Here is a 15777-nt window from a genome sequence, read left to right as displayed (position 1 = left end):
GATTTTGTCACAATCAACATAGATTTAATGGCATGGCAACTGTATCCGACATCACCACCACCCCGACTTCCGGGCTGAACCATATCGACGCGCTGCTCGATAGCGGTCCGGACTGGAATTTCCTGACGCCGGCGGGCAACACGCTGTATTACACGTTCTCGATCACGTCCGATAACGAGGCGGGGCAAGGAGGACAGGAAGCGTTCACGTCTGCCCAGCAGGCGGCAACGCGCAGCGCGCTCGCCTACATTTCGACTCTGACCGGGATCCAGTTCACGGAAACCGTCAACGGTGCCGACGCCCAGATTCACCTGTGTAACGTCAACCTGCAAGGTTCCAACGTTACCGGCCTGTGCAGCTGGCACAGCAGCTACAGCTATTCGGGAACCCAGCTGGTCAGCTACGACGCCGATGCCTACATCTATCTCGACAATGTGGAGTGGTTCGCGCAGAACCGCAACCTGACGCCGGGAACCTACGGTTACGAAACCCTGTTGCACGAGCTGGGCCATGCGCTCGGCCTGAAGCATCCCTTCGACGACAGCATTCACTTGCCGCTGTTGCAGGACAACACCAACAATACCCTGATGTCGTACAACGACGCGGGCAACGCCCACGCGGTTTACAGCCAGTACGACATCGCCGCGCTCAACTGGCTCTACGGCGGCGACGGACTTGGTGGCGCATTGGGCATCAATTCAATCACCGGAGCCCGGTATATCACGGGCACCAGCGGCGCAGACATCCTTACGGGCACGGCCGCCAATGACAAGCTTGAAGGCGATGGAGGCAATGATATGATTGATGGAGGAAATGGATTCGATACCGCCGTGTTCCGCGGCGTTCGCAGCAATTACACGTTCAGCGCGCTCGCGAACGGCGACCTGACGGTGACGAGCCTCGACGGCTTCGACGGCGTCGATACGCTGCGCTCGGTCGAAGTGCTGCAATTTACGGACATGAGCGTCGCCCGTGCCGATATCGGCGTTGATACCACGGCGCCGGACAAACCAAGCATGGTGGTGACCAAGAACGTGAACGGCTACGCGACCGGCAGCACGCCGCTCGTGACCGGCAAGACCGAGGCTGGCGCGATCATCAAGGTGTTCGCAACCAGCAACAATCAGTTGATGGGAACCGCCACGGCTGACGCTAACGGCCTGTACACGCTGAAGCTGAATGCCCTTGCGAATGGCGACAACTACGCGGTCTTCGCTACTGCGACCGATGCTGCAGGCAATGTATCGGTAGCCAGCGATATCATGAGTTTCAAGGTGGACGCTACGGCGCCGAAGACGCCGACATATTTCCCGCCAACGATGAGCGCAAGCGGGAACCAAGCCACATTCGGCGGTACTGGCGAAATAGGCAGCACGATCGAACTGGTGCGTAGCGGTGACCTGCAGACGATCGCGCGCACGACGGTCGGCCCCGATGGCAATTGGCAAATCGAAACCTCGCCTCTTCCTAACGGCAATTACACGGTCAGCATCGTCTCGATCGACCAGGCAGATAATGGCGCCAGCGCCGCGAGCCGCTCGACCTTCGCGGTCAACAGCTCGGCAAATATCACCGGCACCGACGCCAACGACACCCTGAAGCCTGGCGCTGCCAACAACGCGGTAGATGGCGGCGCAGGACTGGATACCGTTATCTACGCGGGTCCCCGCAGCAATTTCACGGTCGCCCAGGAAGCCTGGGGCTTCGGTGTCACCGACAAGAGTGGCGCCAACGGCCATGACTCGCTGATCAACGTAGAGCGCGTGCAATTCGACGACGCCTGGGTGGCCCTCGACATCGATGGCACCGCGGGCCAGATTTTCCGTTTGTACACCGCCATCCTGGGGCGTGCTGCAGAGCCCGCCGGTATGGGTTACTGGATGTGGCGCATGGAAGGCGGTGCGCCGTTGACCCAAGTGGCGAGCGAATTCATGAATCAGCCTGAGTTCGATACCTTGTACGGCGTCAATCCCAGCGATTCGACCTTCATCAACAAGCTGTACAACAACGTGCTGCACCGCGATCCCGATGCGGCTGGCTTTCAGTACTGGATGGATACGCTGACGCACAACAGCAACCCGGACAAGGACGCAGTGCGCACCCAAATGTTGATCGACTTCAGCGATAGCCTGGAAAACCAGGCAAACGTAGTCGGCACCTTCAAGCTCGGCATCGATTTCGTGCCCTGGCACCAAGCCTGAGCGCGCTATTGGATCCACATGCCGGTCCTGCCTGGGCCGGCGCCTTATACGAGCCGCTGTCATAATGCGGCTCTTTTCATTTCAGGAACTGCCGTGAGCGACGAAGACCGTTTCATCGATATCGAAATCAAGGTGGCGCACCAGGAAAATCTGGTCGAGTCGCTGAACCAGACCATTTATGAGCAGGGCCGCCGCATCGACCAGCTTGAAGCCATGGTTGCCAAGCTGGCCGGGCATATCCGCATCCTGCGCGATGCCGGCCAGGGACCGGTCAACGAAAAGCCGCCTCACTATTGAGGCAATCTTTGTAGCTATCGCGCAACAGTGTTTATGTGCTGAATTATCCGATATGCATTATTTGGCGTTTCAATCCTATATTTCGTTTTATATACGGCAAGTAGATGCGCCATAAATGTTTTTAGTTACCAAATTCAATAGGAAACCCCTGTACTGTAGAGCTAGCTGCCGCTACTATCGCCAGACGGTGTAAATACAATCAGATCCGTCAATTTGGACGGTCAACTGGTCCGGCGAGGTCGACGTGAAAGCATCTGTGCAAACTACTAAAAAGATATCGAACACGCCCTTGTGGACGATGCCGCCCACCTTGCCTGCACAGCGGCGCGCCGAGGCGGCGCAGCGCTTCGAATTTTTCGACGCCACCCAGGACCACGACCGCTCCGATGTCCAGGCGGCATGGCGCCAGCTGCTGGAAGCGGGCCGCAGTCCGGAAAAGCTGTACCAGCTGCCGGCCTTCTTCAAGTACATGCTGGACACCGCCAGGCCCGGCGAGGCAGCCTGCGAACTGCATCTCGTGCGCCGCCGCAGCGATGCCAGAATCGTGGGCGTGATCCCGGGACGCAAAGCGATGCACAAGAGCGGTGTCCGCCTCGGCCCGCTGACCCTGTTCGAGCGCGCCGTCCCGGTTTATCAGGTGCTCGGCAGCGTGTTGCTGCTCGACGCAGGCGAGGACGGGCTGCCAGGATTCGTCCTGAAGAACCTGCTGCAGCGCCATCCCGATTGCCGCGCCCTGCTGATGCAGGCCATGCCCGAAGAGCTGGAAGGCAGCACCGCTCACAAAGGGCTGTCCAGCCACATCATGCACGGCTGGCGCGACTGCCATACCGTGCCGCTACCTGCGGACGTCGACACCTACCTGCAAAAGCTCAGCGCCAAGAAGCGCTACAACCTGTCGCGCCAGGTGCGCCTGCTGGCCAAGGAAGCAGGTGAAGTCCAGTTGGTGCGGGTCGAACACCCGGACCAGGTGCCGGCCCTGGCGGACGCCATGCGCAGCCTGCTGAGCGATGCGGAACTTGCCGTCCAGGTGACCCAGGCAAAGCTCGAAAGCCTGGCCCGCCACGGGCTGCTGCACGCCTACGTGCTGCGCTGCGGCGAGCAGGTGGTGGCGCTGGTACTGGGCACCCGCTCAAACGAGGTGTGGCACGTGCACAATATCTTCTGCAAGCAGGAATACATGAGCCTGTCGATCGGCACCAGCGTCGTCCACCTGGCTCTGCAGGACACGATTGCACATGGCAATTTCATCCATGCCGATTTCGGCTACGGCACCCCGAACCAGGAATTCCGTTCCACCCACGTGCTGCAGCGGCGCGGCAAGCTGCTGCTGTGCCGGCGGCATGGCATGGCCGATCTGCTGTTCAGCCTGCATGGCGCCCAGGACCGGATGAACGAAGCCCTGATTGGCCGCGTCAAGGGCTTCCGCAGGTGGCTGAAAGAGCGCAGGCGGGCGGCCGCCTAGGCCGCGAACCGGAGTGCATCCTGCGGCGTCGTTGGCCGGGTTCAGATCACCGGCACATGCAGCCGATTGTCGTCTCCCAGGACCAGGCCTTGCCAGGTTGCAGGCTTGCCCGTTATTTCCCATGCCAGAATCTGCTGGGGTGTACGCCCCATGCCACCAAATAGCCCGGCCATTTGGCGCTTGTCGAGTTCCTTGGCAATAGTCAGGTCTTTGATCGTCAGCTTGTTCATCTCAATCTCCTCAAGTGGTAGCAAATTTGGGTGCCGCGGAGGGCATACCAGGATTTGAGTGCAGGAAGCGTGCCACGCGCGTATTCACTTATTTGTCGATAGGCGAAGGACTTTGGATCATCATCTGTTGGTTTGGCTGCGACACTGATGCCGATTGTGTTGGTGGCGTTCAAACATCGTCGTGTCAGGAGGCAGGATGGGCAGGAAGTCGTCACCGCGTGATGTGGAACTCTAGCAACGGGTCGACGAGGTGCTGCATGGCATCTGGGATCCAATCGGCGTGGCCGGCGTGCCAATCGCGCGCGATGAGTACGACGCTTATCTGCCGGCGGTTTTTCTCTTCAGACGCAGGACGCCGAGAATGATGAGAAGATTGCCGAGTACCTGGTTTATGCCGCAACAGACCGGATAGGGCTTCGGGAGACGAAAGAACACGCGCTTGAGATCGCTGCCATACTGCAGGATTGGAAGGCGACGATCGATGCGAAGTACGCGCAGAATCCTTGAGCCTGCTGCTGCTCTGATGAGGTTCCTGAGCTACGTGCTCAGCTTCATCTACGTCGGTGTCTACAGGAACAAGCTCCAGTGGGCAAACTGCCCATCACCGCTAGCGAATGTCTGGGAACACGAATGAATTTCAAAACCTGTATCTCAGCCTTCATCCTGTTATCCCTGATCGGATGCTCGGCCGACACCATCGTCTCAGTCAACAATCAGTCTGGCCAAGCGCTAAGGAATGTCACTATATCGAGCTCAGGCTTCCGGAAAGGTGCGGCTTTGATTTCTGCGGGAAAGACCGTCTCGTGGAGGATTCCTAAAGGGAGAACAGATCACTTTGCAATAGCGTTCGATCTACGCGAAAAAAGCTTTTCCTACTCCCCGGATGTTTATTTTGAATCCGAGGATTGGGAGGTTGTCGTTACCGTAGATGCAACAGGAAGAGCATCGGTGGACGAGAATCTGGCCAGCATGCTCACTCAAATCGTAGGGAGATGGTGATGAAAAAAAGCCGCTTGGAAGCTTTCAGTGAGGGTGTCATCGCCATCTATGTCGGCATCTACTGGAACAAGCGCCAGTATGGATGTTGCCCATTGTAGGGATTCGCTGTTCCAATGCACCGCATACAGCCTCCAGCCATTGATCCGGGGCGGATCATCAAGGTGAACCATGCAGGTGAACATGGCGCGGTGAATATCTACGCCGGGCAGATCGCAATGGCGAGGCTAAGAGCACCTTCCTTGCTGCCCGAGTTGGCCGCCTTCAAAGCCCATGAAGAACGGCACCGAGCGATCTTTGCCAAGGAACTGAAGCGAAGAAGCCTGCCACGATGCCGCAGCTTTTGCTTGTGCGGCGTTGGAGGATACGTGCTTGGTTTCCTGACTGGCTTGATGGGCGCTCAATCCATCGCAATCGCAACCGTGGCAGTGGAGCGTGTCGTACTTCGACATTTGCGGCAGCAACTCCTCGATATCGGTACGACAGATCCCGATGCCACTACCGCCATCTCGGCTATATTGAGCGAAGAGCAGCACCACCATGACCAGTCCGCAACGCATATTCGTCATGCAGGTGTCATTGACCGGATGAGCGGTTCCGTGATCTCTGCCGTAACGGAAGCGGTTATCTGGATAGGCATGCGAATTTAATCGAGGAACAAATGGGCAAGAACAGGCTGGAAGCCTTCAGCGACGGCGTCATCGCCATCATCATCACCATCATGGTGCTGGAACTCAAAGTCCCGCACAGCCCGGATTTCCGCGCATTGCTGCCGCTGTGGCCTGTCTTCATGAGCTACGTGCTCAGCTTCATCTACGTCGGCATCTACTGGAACAACCACCACCACATGCTCCACGCCGTGAAGGAAGTCAGCGGCGGCATCCTGTGGGCCAACCTGCACCTGCTGTTCTGGCTGTCACTGATTCCCTTCGTGACGGCCTGGATGGGCGAGAATCATTTCGAGACCGGGCCCACCGCCGCCTATGGCTTCGTGCTGTTCATGTGCGCGACCGCGTATTCGCTGCTGGTGCGCGGCCTGGTGCGCAATCACGACAAGAACACGACCCTGGCGGAAGCCGTCGGCGACGACCGCAAGGGCAAGATCTCGATCGTGCTCTACCTGGTTGGCGTGGCGCTGGCCTGGTTTGCCGCCTGGCTGGGCTTCCTGGTCTACGCGGCGGTGGCCGTGATGTGGCTGATCCCGGACCGGCGTATCGAAGAGAAGGTGGTCGAGGAAATCGAAGAGGAAGAGGCGGCCGCCGAACGCGAGCAGCAATGAGCGTCCGCGTTCAATACATACGATATACCCGCGACATTTTCGATGTGACGACGCGGCAATAACCCTGCTATGATCTTCCGCGCCCTTGCTGCCGGGCCCGCTCCGGCAGTGTCCATACAGTGTCCGTGAAAGATCGCATGAAACAGCCACTCCGCCTCATCGTCGCGGCAAGCATCGCGCTTGCCTATGCCGCCACCGCCATCCCGGCCGTTGCCGCACCTGCCGCCCCTGCCTCCATCAACGTCCTCGACGCTTCGAATCCCTTCGCCAGGGCGAGCACGCTGCCCTTCCACTACCCGGTGTTCGACAAGATCAAGGACGAGCACTTCAAGCCGGCCTTCGAGGTCGGCATGCGCGTGCACCTGCTGGAAGTCGAGGCGATCGCCAACAACCGCAACGCGCCGACCTTCGACAACACCATCGTCGCGATGGAGCGCGCGGGCCAGTTGCTGGCGCGCGTGGCGACCACCTTCTCGAACCTGCAGGGCGCGAACACCAACGACAACCTGGATGCGATCGACCGCGAGATGTCGCCGAAGCTGGCCGCGCACCAGGACGCGATCTTCATGAACGACAAGCTGTGGAAGCGCGTGAAGACCCTGTACGACAAGCGCGACGCTTTGCGCCTCGACGCCGAGTCGAAGCACCTGCTCGAACGCTACCACCGCGACTTCGTGCGCGCCGGCGCCAAGCTCTCGGCCGCGAACAAGGAGAAGCTGAAGGCGTATAACGGCGAGATCGCCAGCCTGCAGTCGACCTTTGCCCAGAACGTGCTGAAGGAAGCGAATGCCTCGGCCCTGGTGGTCGATACCCGTGCCGAACTGGCAGGTCTCTCGGATGCCGAAATCGACTCGGCCGCCGCGGAAGCGAAGAAGCGCGGCCTGGACGGCAAGTTCGTCCTCGTGCTCGGCAACACCACCGGCCAGGCGCCGTTGTCCTCGCTGACCAACCGCGGCACGCGCGAACGCCTGATGGCCGCTTCGCTGGCGCGCGGCAGCCACGGCGGCGACTTCGACAGCCGCGAGCTGGTGCAGCGGCTCACCAAGCTGCGCGCCGAGAAGGCGACCCTGCTGGGCTACCCGAACTTTGCCGCCTATTCGCTGGAAGTCGAAACCGCGAAGAACCCGGAAGCCGTGAATAAACTGCTGGGCGAGCTGGCGCTGCCGGCCGTGAACAACGCGAAGCGCGAAGCTGCCGAGATCCAGAAGGTGATCGACGCCGAAGTTGGCAAATCCGAGGGCGGCTTCCAGGTCGGACCGCAGGACTGGGCCTTCTACACCGACAAGGTGCGCCAGCAAAAATACGCCTTCGACGAGAGCCAGCTGAAGCCCTACTTCGAACTGAACAACGTGGTGCTGAACGGCGTGTTCTTCGCCGCGAACAAGGAGTTCGGCATCAGCTTCAAGGAGCGCAAGGACCTGCCGGTGTACGACCCGGACGTGCGCGTGTTCGACGTCTTCGATGCCGACGGCAAGCAACTGGCGATCTTCATCATGGATTACTACGCGCGTCCGAACAAGCAGGGCGGCGCCTGGATGAACGAGTACGTGACGCAATCGACGCTGCTGGGGAATCACCCGGTGGTGGCGAACCACCTGAACATTCCGAAGCCGCCCGCCGGCCAGCCGACCCTGCTGACCTATGACGAGGTGCGCACCGCCTTCCACGAGTTCGGCCACGCGCTGCACGGCATGTTCTCGAGCGTGAAGTACCCGACCTTCGGCGGCGCCAACACGCCGCGCGACTTCGTCGAATATCCGTCGCAGGTCAATGAGATGTGGGCGACCTGGCCGGAAGTCCTCGCCAATTACGCGAAGCACTACCAGACCGGCGCGGCCATGCCGCAGGAGCTGCTGGACAAGGTGCAGGCCTCGAAGAAGTTCAACATGGGCTACATCACGACCGAGTACCTGGCGGCCTCGCTGCTCGACCAGCGCTGGCACCAGCTGACGCCCAAGCAGATCCCGACCGACGTGCTGGGCTTCGAAGCGGCCGCCCTGAAGGATGCGGGCGTGGACTTCGCGCCGGTGCCGCCGCGCTATCGCACGACCTACTTCTCGCACAGCTTCTCGCTCGGCTATTCGGCCGGCTACTACGCCTACCTGTGGAGCGAAAAGCTGGATGCGGACACGGTCGAGTGGTTCAAGGAGAACGGCGGCCTGCTGCGCAAGAACGGCGACCACTTCCGCCAGACCCTGCTGTCGCGCGGCGGTTCGGCCGATGCGATGGACCTGTTCCGCAATTTCCGTGGGCGCGACGCGCAGATCCAGCCGCTGCTGGAGCGCCGCGGCCTGACGGGCAACACGCAATAAACAATAGAACGATTTACACCGGAGAGAGAATGAACCGTTCCCACATCCTGGCCCTCGCCGTCACCGCGGCGGTCGCCAACTTCGCCTTCGCAGCACCATCCCGGCTGCCGGACTCGAATCCCTTCGCCAAGCCGAGCACCCTGCCGTTCCAGTACCCGGCCTTCGACAAGATCAAGAACGAAGACTTCGCGCCGGCCTTCGAGGAAGGCATGCGCCAGCAGTCGCTTGAAATCGACGCCATCGCCAACAGCAAGGCGGCACCGACATTCGAGAACACCATCGTCGCGATGGAGCGTTCGGGCCAGCTGCTGAACCGCGTCTCGACCGCCTTCTACAACCTGGTCGGCGCCAATACCAACGACACCCTGAACGCGCTGGACAAGGAGCTGGCGCCGAAGCTGGCCGCGCACAGCGACAAGATCCGCCTGAACGAAAAGCTCTACAAGCGCATCAAGACCCTGTACGACAAGCGCGACACGCTGCACCTGGACGCCGAGTCGGCCTACCTGCTGCAGCGCTACCACACCGACTTCGTGCGCGCCGGCGCCCAGCTCTCAAGCAGCGACAAGGTCAAGCTGAAGGCCTACAACGGCAAGATCGCGGCCCTGCAGACCCAGTTCAGCCAGAACGTGCTGAAGGAAGCGAACGCCTCGGCGCTGGTGGTCGACAGCCGCGAGGAACTGGCCGGCATGTCGGACAAGGCGATCGACGTCGCTAGCGCGGAAGCGAAGAAGCGCGGCCTGGACGGCAAGTTCGTGATCCCGGTCGTGAACACCACCCAGCAGGCGCCCTTGTCCGTGCTGACCAATCGCGCTACCCGCGAAAAACTGCTGGCGACTTCGCTGGCGCGCGGCAGCCATGGCGGCGAGTTCGACAACCGCAACCTGGTGCTGGAGCTGGCCAGGGCGCGCGCCGAGCGCGCCAGGCTGCTGGGCTATCCGAGCCACGCGGCCTACATGCTGGAAGACCAGACCGCGAAGACGACCGGCGCCGTCAACAAGCTGCTGGCCGAATTCGCCAGGCCGGCCGTGAACAACGCGAAGAAGGAAGCGGCCGACCTGCAGAAGGCGATCGACGCCGAGGGAGGCAAATTCCAGGCCGCCGCCTACGACTGGAACTACTACAGCGACAAGGTGCGCGCCCAGCGCTACGCCTTCGACCAGAACCAGCTGCGTCCCTATTTCGAGTACAAGCGCGTATTGGTCGACGGCGTGTTCTTCGCCGCCACCAAGGAATACGGCATCACCTTCAAGGAACGCAAGGACCTGCCGGTGTACGACCCGGATGTGCGCGTGTTCGACGTCTTCGATGCCGACGGCAAGCAGCTGGCGATCTTCCTGCACGATCCCTACGCGCGCGCCAACAAGCGCGGCGGCGCCTGGATGAACGCCTATGTCGGCCAGAACACCCTGCTGGGCACGCACCCGGTGATCGCCAATCACCTGAACATCCCGAAGCCGGCCGCCGGCGAGCCGACCCTGCTGACCTACGACGAAGCGCGCACCATGTTCCACGAGTTCGGCCATGCGCTGCACGGCATGTTCTCGAACGTGAAGTACCCGCGCTTCTCGGGCACCCGCGTGCCGCGCGACTACGTCGAGTTCCCGTCGCAGGTCAACGAGATGTGGATGGCCTGGCCGGAAGTGCTGGCCAACTATGCGAAGCACTACCAGACCGGCGCGCCGATGCCGAAGGAATTGCTCGACAAGGTGCAGGCTTCCGCCAAGTTCAACGAGGGCTACCGCACCACCGAGTACCTGGCGGCTTCGATGCTGGACCAGAGCTGGCACCAGCTCGGCCCGGACCAGATCCCGGCCGACGTGCTGGGCTTCGAAGCCAAGGCCCTGCATGACGCCGGCGTCGACTTCCCGCTGGTCCCGCCGCGCTACCGCACGACCTACTTCTCGCACGTGTTCTCGGGCGGCTACTCGGCCGGCTACTACGGCTACCTGTGGGCCGAGAAGCTGGACGCCGACACCGTCGAGTGGTTCAAGGAAAACGGCGGCCTGACGCGCAAGAACGGCGACCGCTTCCGCCAGATGCTGCTGTCGCGCGGCGGCACCATGGATGCGATGGACATGTACCGCAACTTCCGCGGCCGCGATGCGAAGATCGAGCCGCTGTTGGAGCGCCGTGGATTGACTGGCGAGTAAGCCGCTCGTACCGTCGTCCCCGCGCAGGCGGGGACCCAAGTTCTGTTTGAGCAGTCGATACGCGAGCAAACTTGGGGGGAATAGTGCCGGTGGCACTATTCCCGCCTCCGCGGCAACGACGTATGGTTTGCGCGCCCAAGCTTCCCCTTCAGATATAAACTTCCCCTCAACATCCCCACAATGGCATCTCCTCTGCAATGAGTGTTCAGGCATTACACGGTATTACCTTAGAATCGGTGCTGACCCGCCTGGTCGAGCATTACGGCTGGGAAGGGCTCGGCCGCCGCATCGCGATCAACTGCTTCATCAAGGACCCCAGCATCAAGTCGAGCCTGAAGTTCCTGCGCAAGACGCCCTGGGCCCGCGAACAGGTCGAGAAGCTGTACCTGGAAACCAGGTTCACCACATGAGGGACGACATGTTGAACGAGAACGAAGACACCCTGAAAGCGCACCTGAAGACCCTGCACCGCCACCTCGAGGAAACGGGCGAGGTCGACGACGAACTGGAAATGCTGCTGCGCCAGCTCGACGGCGACATCCGGCACGTGCTCGAGCGCCGGGCCGACGATCCGGACGCGAACACCTACGGCCTGGCTTCGCGCAGCCAGGAAATCACGGCCCGTTTCGCGGCCCGCCACCCGACCCTGGAGCCGGCGCTGCGCCAGCTTGGCAACATCCTCAACAATATGGGTATTTGACGCAACATTCATCCGCAATGGATGAGCCAAGTTGTTGAAAAATAAGCCAATTTTTGAAGGGGAGGGAGCTGGCCGCAGGCTTTTCCTGTAAAATATCGGCCAATGAACTCCCCCGCCAATCTTTTCGCGAGCGTCCCCAAGCGCTCCAGCCGCGCGCCCGCCGCGCCCTTCCTGCCCATGACCCGCGCCGAGATGGACAAGCTGGGCTGGGATTCGTGCGACATCATCCTGATCACCGGCGACGCCTACATCGACCACCCGAGCTTCGGGATGGCGCTGGTCGGCCGGCTGCTGGAAGCGCAGGGTTACCGGGTCGGCATCATCAGCCAGCCGGACTGGACCTCCGTGGAACCCTTCCGTGCGCTCGGCAAGCCGAACCTGTACTGGGGCATCACTGCCGGCAACATGGACTCGATGGTCAACCGCTACACGGCCGACCGCAAGATCCGCTCCGACGATGCCTACACCCCGAACGCCGAGCCGAACAAGCGCCCGGACCGCGCGGTGACCGTGTACTGCCAGCGCGCCCGCGAAGCCTTCCCGGGCGTGCCGGTCATCGCCGGCTCGATCGAAGCTTCGCTGCGCCGTATCGCGCACTACGATTACTGGTCGGACAAGGTGCGCCGCTCGGTGCTGTTCGAATCGAAGGCCGACCTGGTCATCTTCGGCAATGCCGAGCGCGCGCTGGTCGACGTCACGCGCCGCATCGCCGCCGGCGAGAACATCAAGAGCATCCGCGACCTGCGCGGCACCGCCTTCCTGGTGCCGCACGGCTGGCTGCCGGACGAAGAGTGGTCGGTGCATAACTCGACCCGCGTCGACGTGCCGGGCCGCGTCGATCCGCACCCGAACCCGTACGCGATGGCGCAGGAAGACACCAAGGCTTGCGCCACCGAGAATGCGCAGCCGGCGCCTGAAGTCAAACCGATCGTCATCATGACGCGCGAAGAACGACAGGCCGCGGCGCGCGAAAAAGCGCGCAAGACCGTGGTGCGCCTGCCTTCTTTTGAAACCGTCAGCGAAGACCCGGTGATGTACGCGCACGCTTCGCGCGTGTTCCACCTGGAGTCGAACCCGGGCAATGCGCGCGCGCTGGTGCAGCAGCACGGCGACCGCGACGTCTGGCTGAACGCGCCGCCGCTGCCTCTCGCCATGGACGAGATGGACGGCGTCTACGACCTGGCCTACGCGCGCGCGCCGCATCCGAGCTATGGCAAGGCGCACATCCCGGCCTGGGAGATGATCCGCTACTCGGTGAACATCATGCGCGGCTGCTTCGGCGGCTGCACCTTCTGCTCGATCACCGAGCACGAAGGCCGCATCATCCAGAGCCGTTCGGAACCGTCGATCCTGCGCGAGATCGAGCTGATTCGCGACACCACCAAGAATTTTGCAGGCACGATCACCGACCTGGGCGGCCCGACGGCCAACATGTACCGCCTGGCCTGCAAAGAGAAGAAGATCGAGGAAACCTGCCGCCGCCTGTCCTGCGTCTACCCGACCATCTGCTCCAACCTGGGCACCGACCACAGCAAGCTGATCTCGCTGTACCGCAAGGCGCGCGCGATCCCGGGCATCAAGAAGATCCTGATCGGTTCCGGCCTGCGCTACGACCTGGCCGTGCGCTCGCCCGAGTACGTGAAGGAACTCGTCACGCACCACGTGGGCGGGCTGCTGAAGATCGCGCCGGAGCACACGGAAGAGGGCACGCTGTCGAAGATGATGAAGCCGGGTATCGGCGCCTACGACGAGTTCAAGGCGCTGTTCGACAAGTACTCGAAGGAGGCGGGCAAGAAGCAGTACCTGATCCCCTACTTCATCGCGGCTCACCCGGGTTCGACCGACGAGGACATGCTGAATCTCGCCTTGTGGCTGAAGAAGAACAACTTCCACCTCGACCAGGTGCAGACCTTCACGCCGACCCCGATGGCGATGGCGACCACCATGTACCACACCGGGAAGAATCCGCTGGCCAAGGTGACCGAAGATTCGGAAGAAGTCCTTACCGCCAAGAGCGGCAAGACGCGCAAGCTGCACAAGGCCTTCCTGCGCTACTACGACCCGGAAAACTGGCCGGTGCTGCGCGAAGGTCTCAAGCGCATGGGCCGCGGAGACCTGATCGGCAATGGCGAGCGCCACCTGGTGCCGCCGCCGGGCAGCGAGCTGGAAATGACGCCGCGCAGCGAGCGCAAGAACATGCCGCTGGTGGCCGAGGCGCGCAGTGCCGCGCCGAAGGGCCGCGTGATCGAGGTGGCGCCAAAGCGCAATGCGCGCGTGAACGAGCGCAGCGAACGCCGCGGCGATCGCGCCCCGGCGCCTGCGCCCTTCATGGCGCCGCCGTCGAAAGTCAAACCTGGCATCCTGTCGACCATCAAGACCAAGCCGAAGGCGGCGGGACGCAAGTAAGCCAGGCCTCGGCTGGCCGCAAAACACAAAAATTCGGGGTCAGAGCACTTTTTCGGACAAGCGTCATAGAGGCGGTCGTTCGAAAAAGTGCGCTGACCCCGAATTGTTTCAGACTTTCAGATCACCGCTCGCCTGCTTCTCGCGCAGCTGCTTTGCATACCGATGCCTTGCCCGTAACCGCGGATTGGTCATCAGCCGGCCCAGCGTCTCGCCGATCACCATCACCACGCCCAGCAGCGGCAGCACCAGCATCAGGCCGGCCACGCCGGACAGCGCGCCGCCGATGAAGATCATCAGCACCGTGATCAAGGGATGCATCTTGAGGCTGCGCCCGAGCGTGATCGGCATGAACACGAAATCGTCCAGCAGGCGCGCCAGGATGAAGACGGCGATGGCGCCGTAGGCGACCAGCGGATTGGATGGCGCGTCGGTGGCGGCGACGATCACCACCATCACGCAGCCGACCACCGAGCCGATGAAGGGCACCCAGGCCAGCAGCGCCGAAATAAAACCCAGCAGCAGCGGCGAAGACACGCCGATCACCCACAGGCCGAAGCCCAGCACGAGGGTGTCGAGCACGGTCAGCTTGAGCATGCCCTCGAAGTAGCGGCGCGCGGTCTGGTCGACCTGGTGCAGCAGGAACAGGGTGCGTTCGAAGTAGGCGTTCGGCACCGCGCGCGCCAGGAATTTCTTGAAGCGCAGGCCGTCGCGCAGGAAGAAGAAGGCGAGGAAGGGCGCCAGCAGCAGCGAAGGCAGCCAGCCGGCCGCGGTGACCAGGATGGTGGTCAGGTAGCGCTGGGCGAAGGTGTCGGTGAAGACCTTGAAACGCTTGTTGGCCAGCGAGGTGAGGTGCATCTCCGCCAGGATCGGGAATTTCACCTCCAGCAGCGCCATCGTGTTGCGGACAAAGGCCACGCCGCCGTTCGCGTACAGCGCCAGCGTATCGCTCCAGGAGCCGCTGTCTTCCAGGCCCGCGTTCCAGGACAGCGCGGCCACCAGCACCAGCGCGGACAGGCCGAAGAAGATGGCGCACACCAGCATCGACGAGACGCTGCGCGAAAAGCCCAGGCGCAGCAGGCGCCGCATCGGGCCCAGCAGGGTGTAGTACATCACGATGCCGAAGATGAGGGGCAGGACCAGCCACAGCATGTGCTCGAGCAGGACCAGCAGCAGGCAGGTGACGGCGATGATCCCGGTCCAGACCACCGGCCCGGCGCGCTCTTCGCGGACCGTGGGCGCGGCGATCATAGCGCTTCCAGCTGGGGACGGCCGTCGAGCCGCTCGCGCAGGCGCTGGCCGATGTGGCGCGCCAGCGCCAGCGAAATCTTGTAGCCGATGACGGCGTCGGTATCCATCAGCGCCAGGAAGTCGTCGCGGAAGAACACCGCCAGTTCGCAATGGTCGATGGCGCGCACGCGGGCGCTGCGCGGTGAGTTGTCGAGCAGGGCGAGGTCGCCGAAGAAGCTGCCCGGTCCCAGCTCGCTCACCAGCTGGCGGCGGCTCTCGTGCATGCGGCTGATCTCGACCCGTCCCGCCATCACCAGGTAAAGCGCCTGGCCTTCCTCGTTCTCGTCGAAGACGATTTCCTCCGGCTGGTAGCGCCGCTCGTGCATCAGGCCATCCACGAACTTGACCTCGATCGGCTTGAGCGTGCGGAACAGCGACGTGTTCTGCAGCCGGCGCTGGCGCGGGGACAAGGTCTGGGACTTGAGGAAACCAAAGATCACGGCGACTCCAGTAA

General features: G+C 62.1%; 14 protein-coding genes. 11 read left to right on the top strand and 3 right to left on the bottom strand.

Annotated features, from left to right (window positions below):
• The first annotated feature begins 32 nt into the window (after positions 1–32).
• From ACFPO9_RS25715 to ACFPO9_RS25705, 3 genes are all read left to right on the top strand, one after another.
• A complete protein-coding gene (locus tag ACFPO9_RS25715) occupies positions 33–2201 on the top strand; it encodes a DUF4214 domain-containing protein (RefSeq protein ID WP_379776823.1) in 2169 nt (722 codons plus the stop codon).
• 93 nt (positions 2202–2294) lie between these two features.
• Complete coding sequence (locus ACFPO9_RS25710; RefSeq protein ID WP_379776820.1) at positions 2295–2498, top strand: SlyX family protein; 204 nt, start codon at positions 2295–2297, stop codon at positions 2496–2498.
• Positions 2499–2754: 256 nt separating this feature from the next.
• Positions 2755–3960, top strand: a complete 1206-nt coding sequence (locus ACFPO9_RS25705) for a GNAT family N-acetyltransferase (protein ID WP_379776818.1) — start codon at positions 2755–2757, stop codon at positions 3958–3960.
• 41 nt (positions 3961–4001) lie between these two features.
• On the opposite strand, the gene ACFPO9_RS25700 is transcribed toward ACFPO9_RS25705, so the two are convergent.
• Complete coding sequence (locus ACFPO9_RS25700) at positions 4002–4190, bottom strand: hypothetical protein (RefSeq protein ID WP_379776815.1); 189 nt, start codon at positions 4188–4190, stop codon at positions 4002–4004.
• A gap of 630 nt (positions 4191–4820) precedes the next feature.
• On the opposite strand from ACFPO9_RS25700, the gene ACFPO9_RS25695 reads away from it, so the two are divergent.
• The 8 genes from ACFPO9_RS25695 (at position 4821) to ACFPO9_RS25660 (ending at position 14036) form a co-directional block, all read left to right on the top strand.
• A complete protein-coding gene (locus ACFPO9_RS25695; RefSeq protein ID WP_379776812.1) occupies positions 4821–5189 on the top strand; it encodes a hypothetical protein in 369 nt (122 codons plus the stop codon).
• 113 nt (positions 5190–5302) lie between these two features.
• Entirely contained in the window at positions 5303–5836 is a 534-nt protein-coding gene (locus ACFPO9_RS25690; RefSeq protein WP_379776809.1) for a demethoxyubiquinone hydroxylase family protein, read from the top strand.
• A gap of 11 nt (positions 5837–5847) precedes the next feature.
• On the top strand, positions 5848–6465 hold the full coding sequence (locus ACFPO9_RS25685; RefSeq protein WP_379776806.1) for a TMEM175 family protein: 618 nt from the start codon (positions 5848–5850) through the stop codon (positions 6463–6465).
• 137 nt (positions 6466–6602) lie between these two features.
• The gene (locus tag ACFPO9_RS25680) at positions 6603–8777 is read left to right on the top strand and encodes a M3 family metallopeptidase (RefSeq protein WP_379776803.1); all 2175 of its coding nucleotides are present in this window, start codon (positions 6603–6605) and stop codon (positions 8775–8777) included.
• 29 nt (positions 8778–8806) lie between these two features.
• Complete coding sequence (locus ACFPO9_RS25675; RefSeq protein WP_379776800.1) at positions 8807–10930, top strand: M3 family metallopeptidase; 2124 nt, start codon at positions 8807–8809, stop codon at positions 10928–10930.
• Between the two features lie 197 nt (positions 10931–11127).
• Positions 11128–11340 carry a VF530 family protein gene (locus ACFPO9_RS25670; protein ID WP_230026990.1) on the top strand — a complete coding sequence of 71 codons (213 nt, stop codon included), beginning with the start codon at positions 11128–11130 and terminating at the stop codon, positions 11338–11340.
• A gap of 8 nt (positions 11341–11348) precedes the next feature.
• A complete protein-coding gene (locus tag ACFPO9_RS25665; RefSeq protein WP_379776797.1) occupies positions 11349–11630 on the top strand; it encodes a DUF4404 family protein in 282 nt (93 codons plus the stop codon).
• 177 nt (positions 11631–11807) lie between these two features.
• Positions 11808–14036: a YgiQ family radical SAM protein gene (locus tag ACFPO9_RS25660; protein ID WP_379777647.1), complete on the top strand. Its 2229-nt coding sequence runs from the start codon at positions 11808–11810 to the stop codon at positions 14034–14036.
• Positions 14037–14144: 108 nt separating this feature from the next.
• Here ACFPO9_RS25660 and ACFPO9_RS25655 read toward each other — a convergent pair whose 3' ends face one another.
• A complete protein-coding gene (locus ACFPO9_RS25655) occupies positions 14145–15284 on the bottom strand; it encodes an AI-2E family transporter (RefSeq protein WP_379776794.1) in 1140 nt (379 codons plus the stop codon).
• Positions 15281–15763: a cyclic nucleotide-binding domain-containing protein gene (locus ACFPO9_RS25650; protein WP_379776791.1), complete on the bottom strand. Its 483-nt coding sequence runs from the start codon at positions 15761–15763 to the stop codon at positions 15281–15283. The genes ACFPO9_RS25655 and ACFPO9_RS25650 overlap by 4 nt, the downstream gene beginning before the upstream one ends.
• Positions 15764–15777: the final 14 nt, after the last annotated feature.

Source organism: Massilia aerilata (assembly GCF_042656905.1).
GTDB lineage: Bacteria > Pseudomonadota > Gammaproteobacteria > Burkholderiales > Burkholderiaceae_D > Telluria > Telluria aerilata.
This window is presented reverse-complemented; position numbering and strand designations above follow the sequence as displayed.

Bases quoted from the DNA above. Each gene is read 5' to 3' on its own strand.
- ACFPO9_RS25715 (WP_379776823.1), top strand. From the start codon at position 33: ATGGCAACTGTATCCGACATCACCACCACCCCGACTTCCGGGCTGAAC.
- ACFPO9_RS25700 (WP_379776815.1), bottom strand. From the start codon at position 4,190: ATGAACAAGCTGACGATCAAAGACCTGACTATTGCCAAGGAACTCGAC.
- ACFPO9_RS25695 (WP_379776812.1), top strand. From the start codon at position 4,821: ATGAATTTCAAAACCTGTATCTCAGCCTTCATCCTGTTATCCCTGATC.
- ACFPO9_RS25690 (WP_379776809.1), top strand. From the start codon at position 5,303: ATGCACCGCATACAGCCTCCAGCCATTGATCCGGGGCGGATCATCAAG.
- ACFPO9_RS25685 (WP_379776806.1), top strand. From the start codon at position 5,848: ATGGGCAAGAACAGGCTGGAAGCCTTCAGCGACGGCGTCATCGCCATC.
- ACFPO9_RS25680 (WP_379776803.1), top strand. From the start codon at position 6,603: ATGAAACAGCCACTCCGCCTCATCGTCGCGGCAAGCATCGCGCTTGCC.
- ACFPO9_RS25675 (WP_379776800.1), top strand. From the start codon at position 8,807: ATGAACCGTTCCCACATCCTGGCCCTCGCCGTCACCGCGGCGGTCGCC.
- ACFPO9_RS25670 (WP_230026990.1), top strand. From the start codon at position 11,128: ATGAGTGTTCAGGCATTACACGGTATTACCTTAGAATCGGTGCTGACC.
- ACFPO9_RS25665 (WP_379776797.1), top strand. From the start codon at position 11,349: ATGTTGAACGAGAACGAAGACACCCTGAAAGCGCACCTGAAGACCCTG.
- ACFPO9_RS25660 (WP_379777647.1), top strand. From the start codon at position 11,808: ATGACCCGCGCCGAGATGGACAAGCTGGGCTGGGATTCGTGCGACATC.
- ACFPO9_RS25655 (WP_379776794.1), bottom strand. From the start codon at position 15,284: ATGATCGCCGCGCCCACGGTCCGCGAAGAGCGCGCCGGGCCGGTGGTC.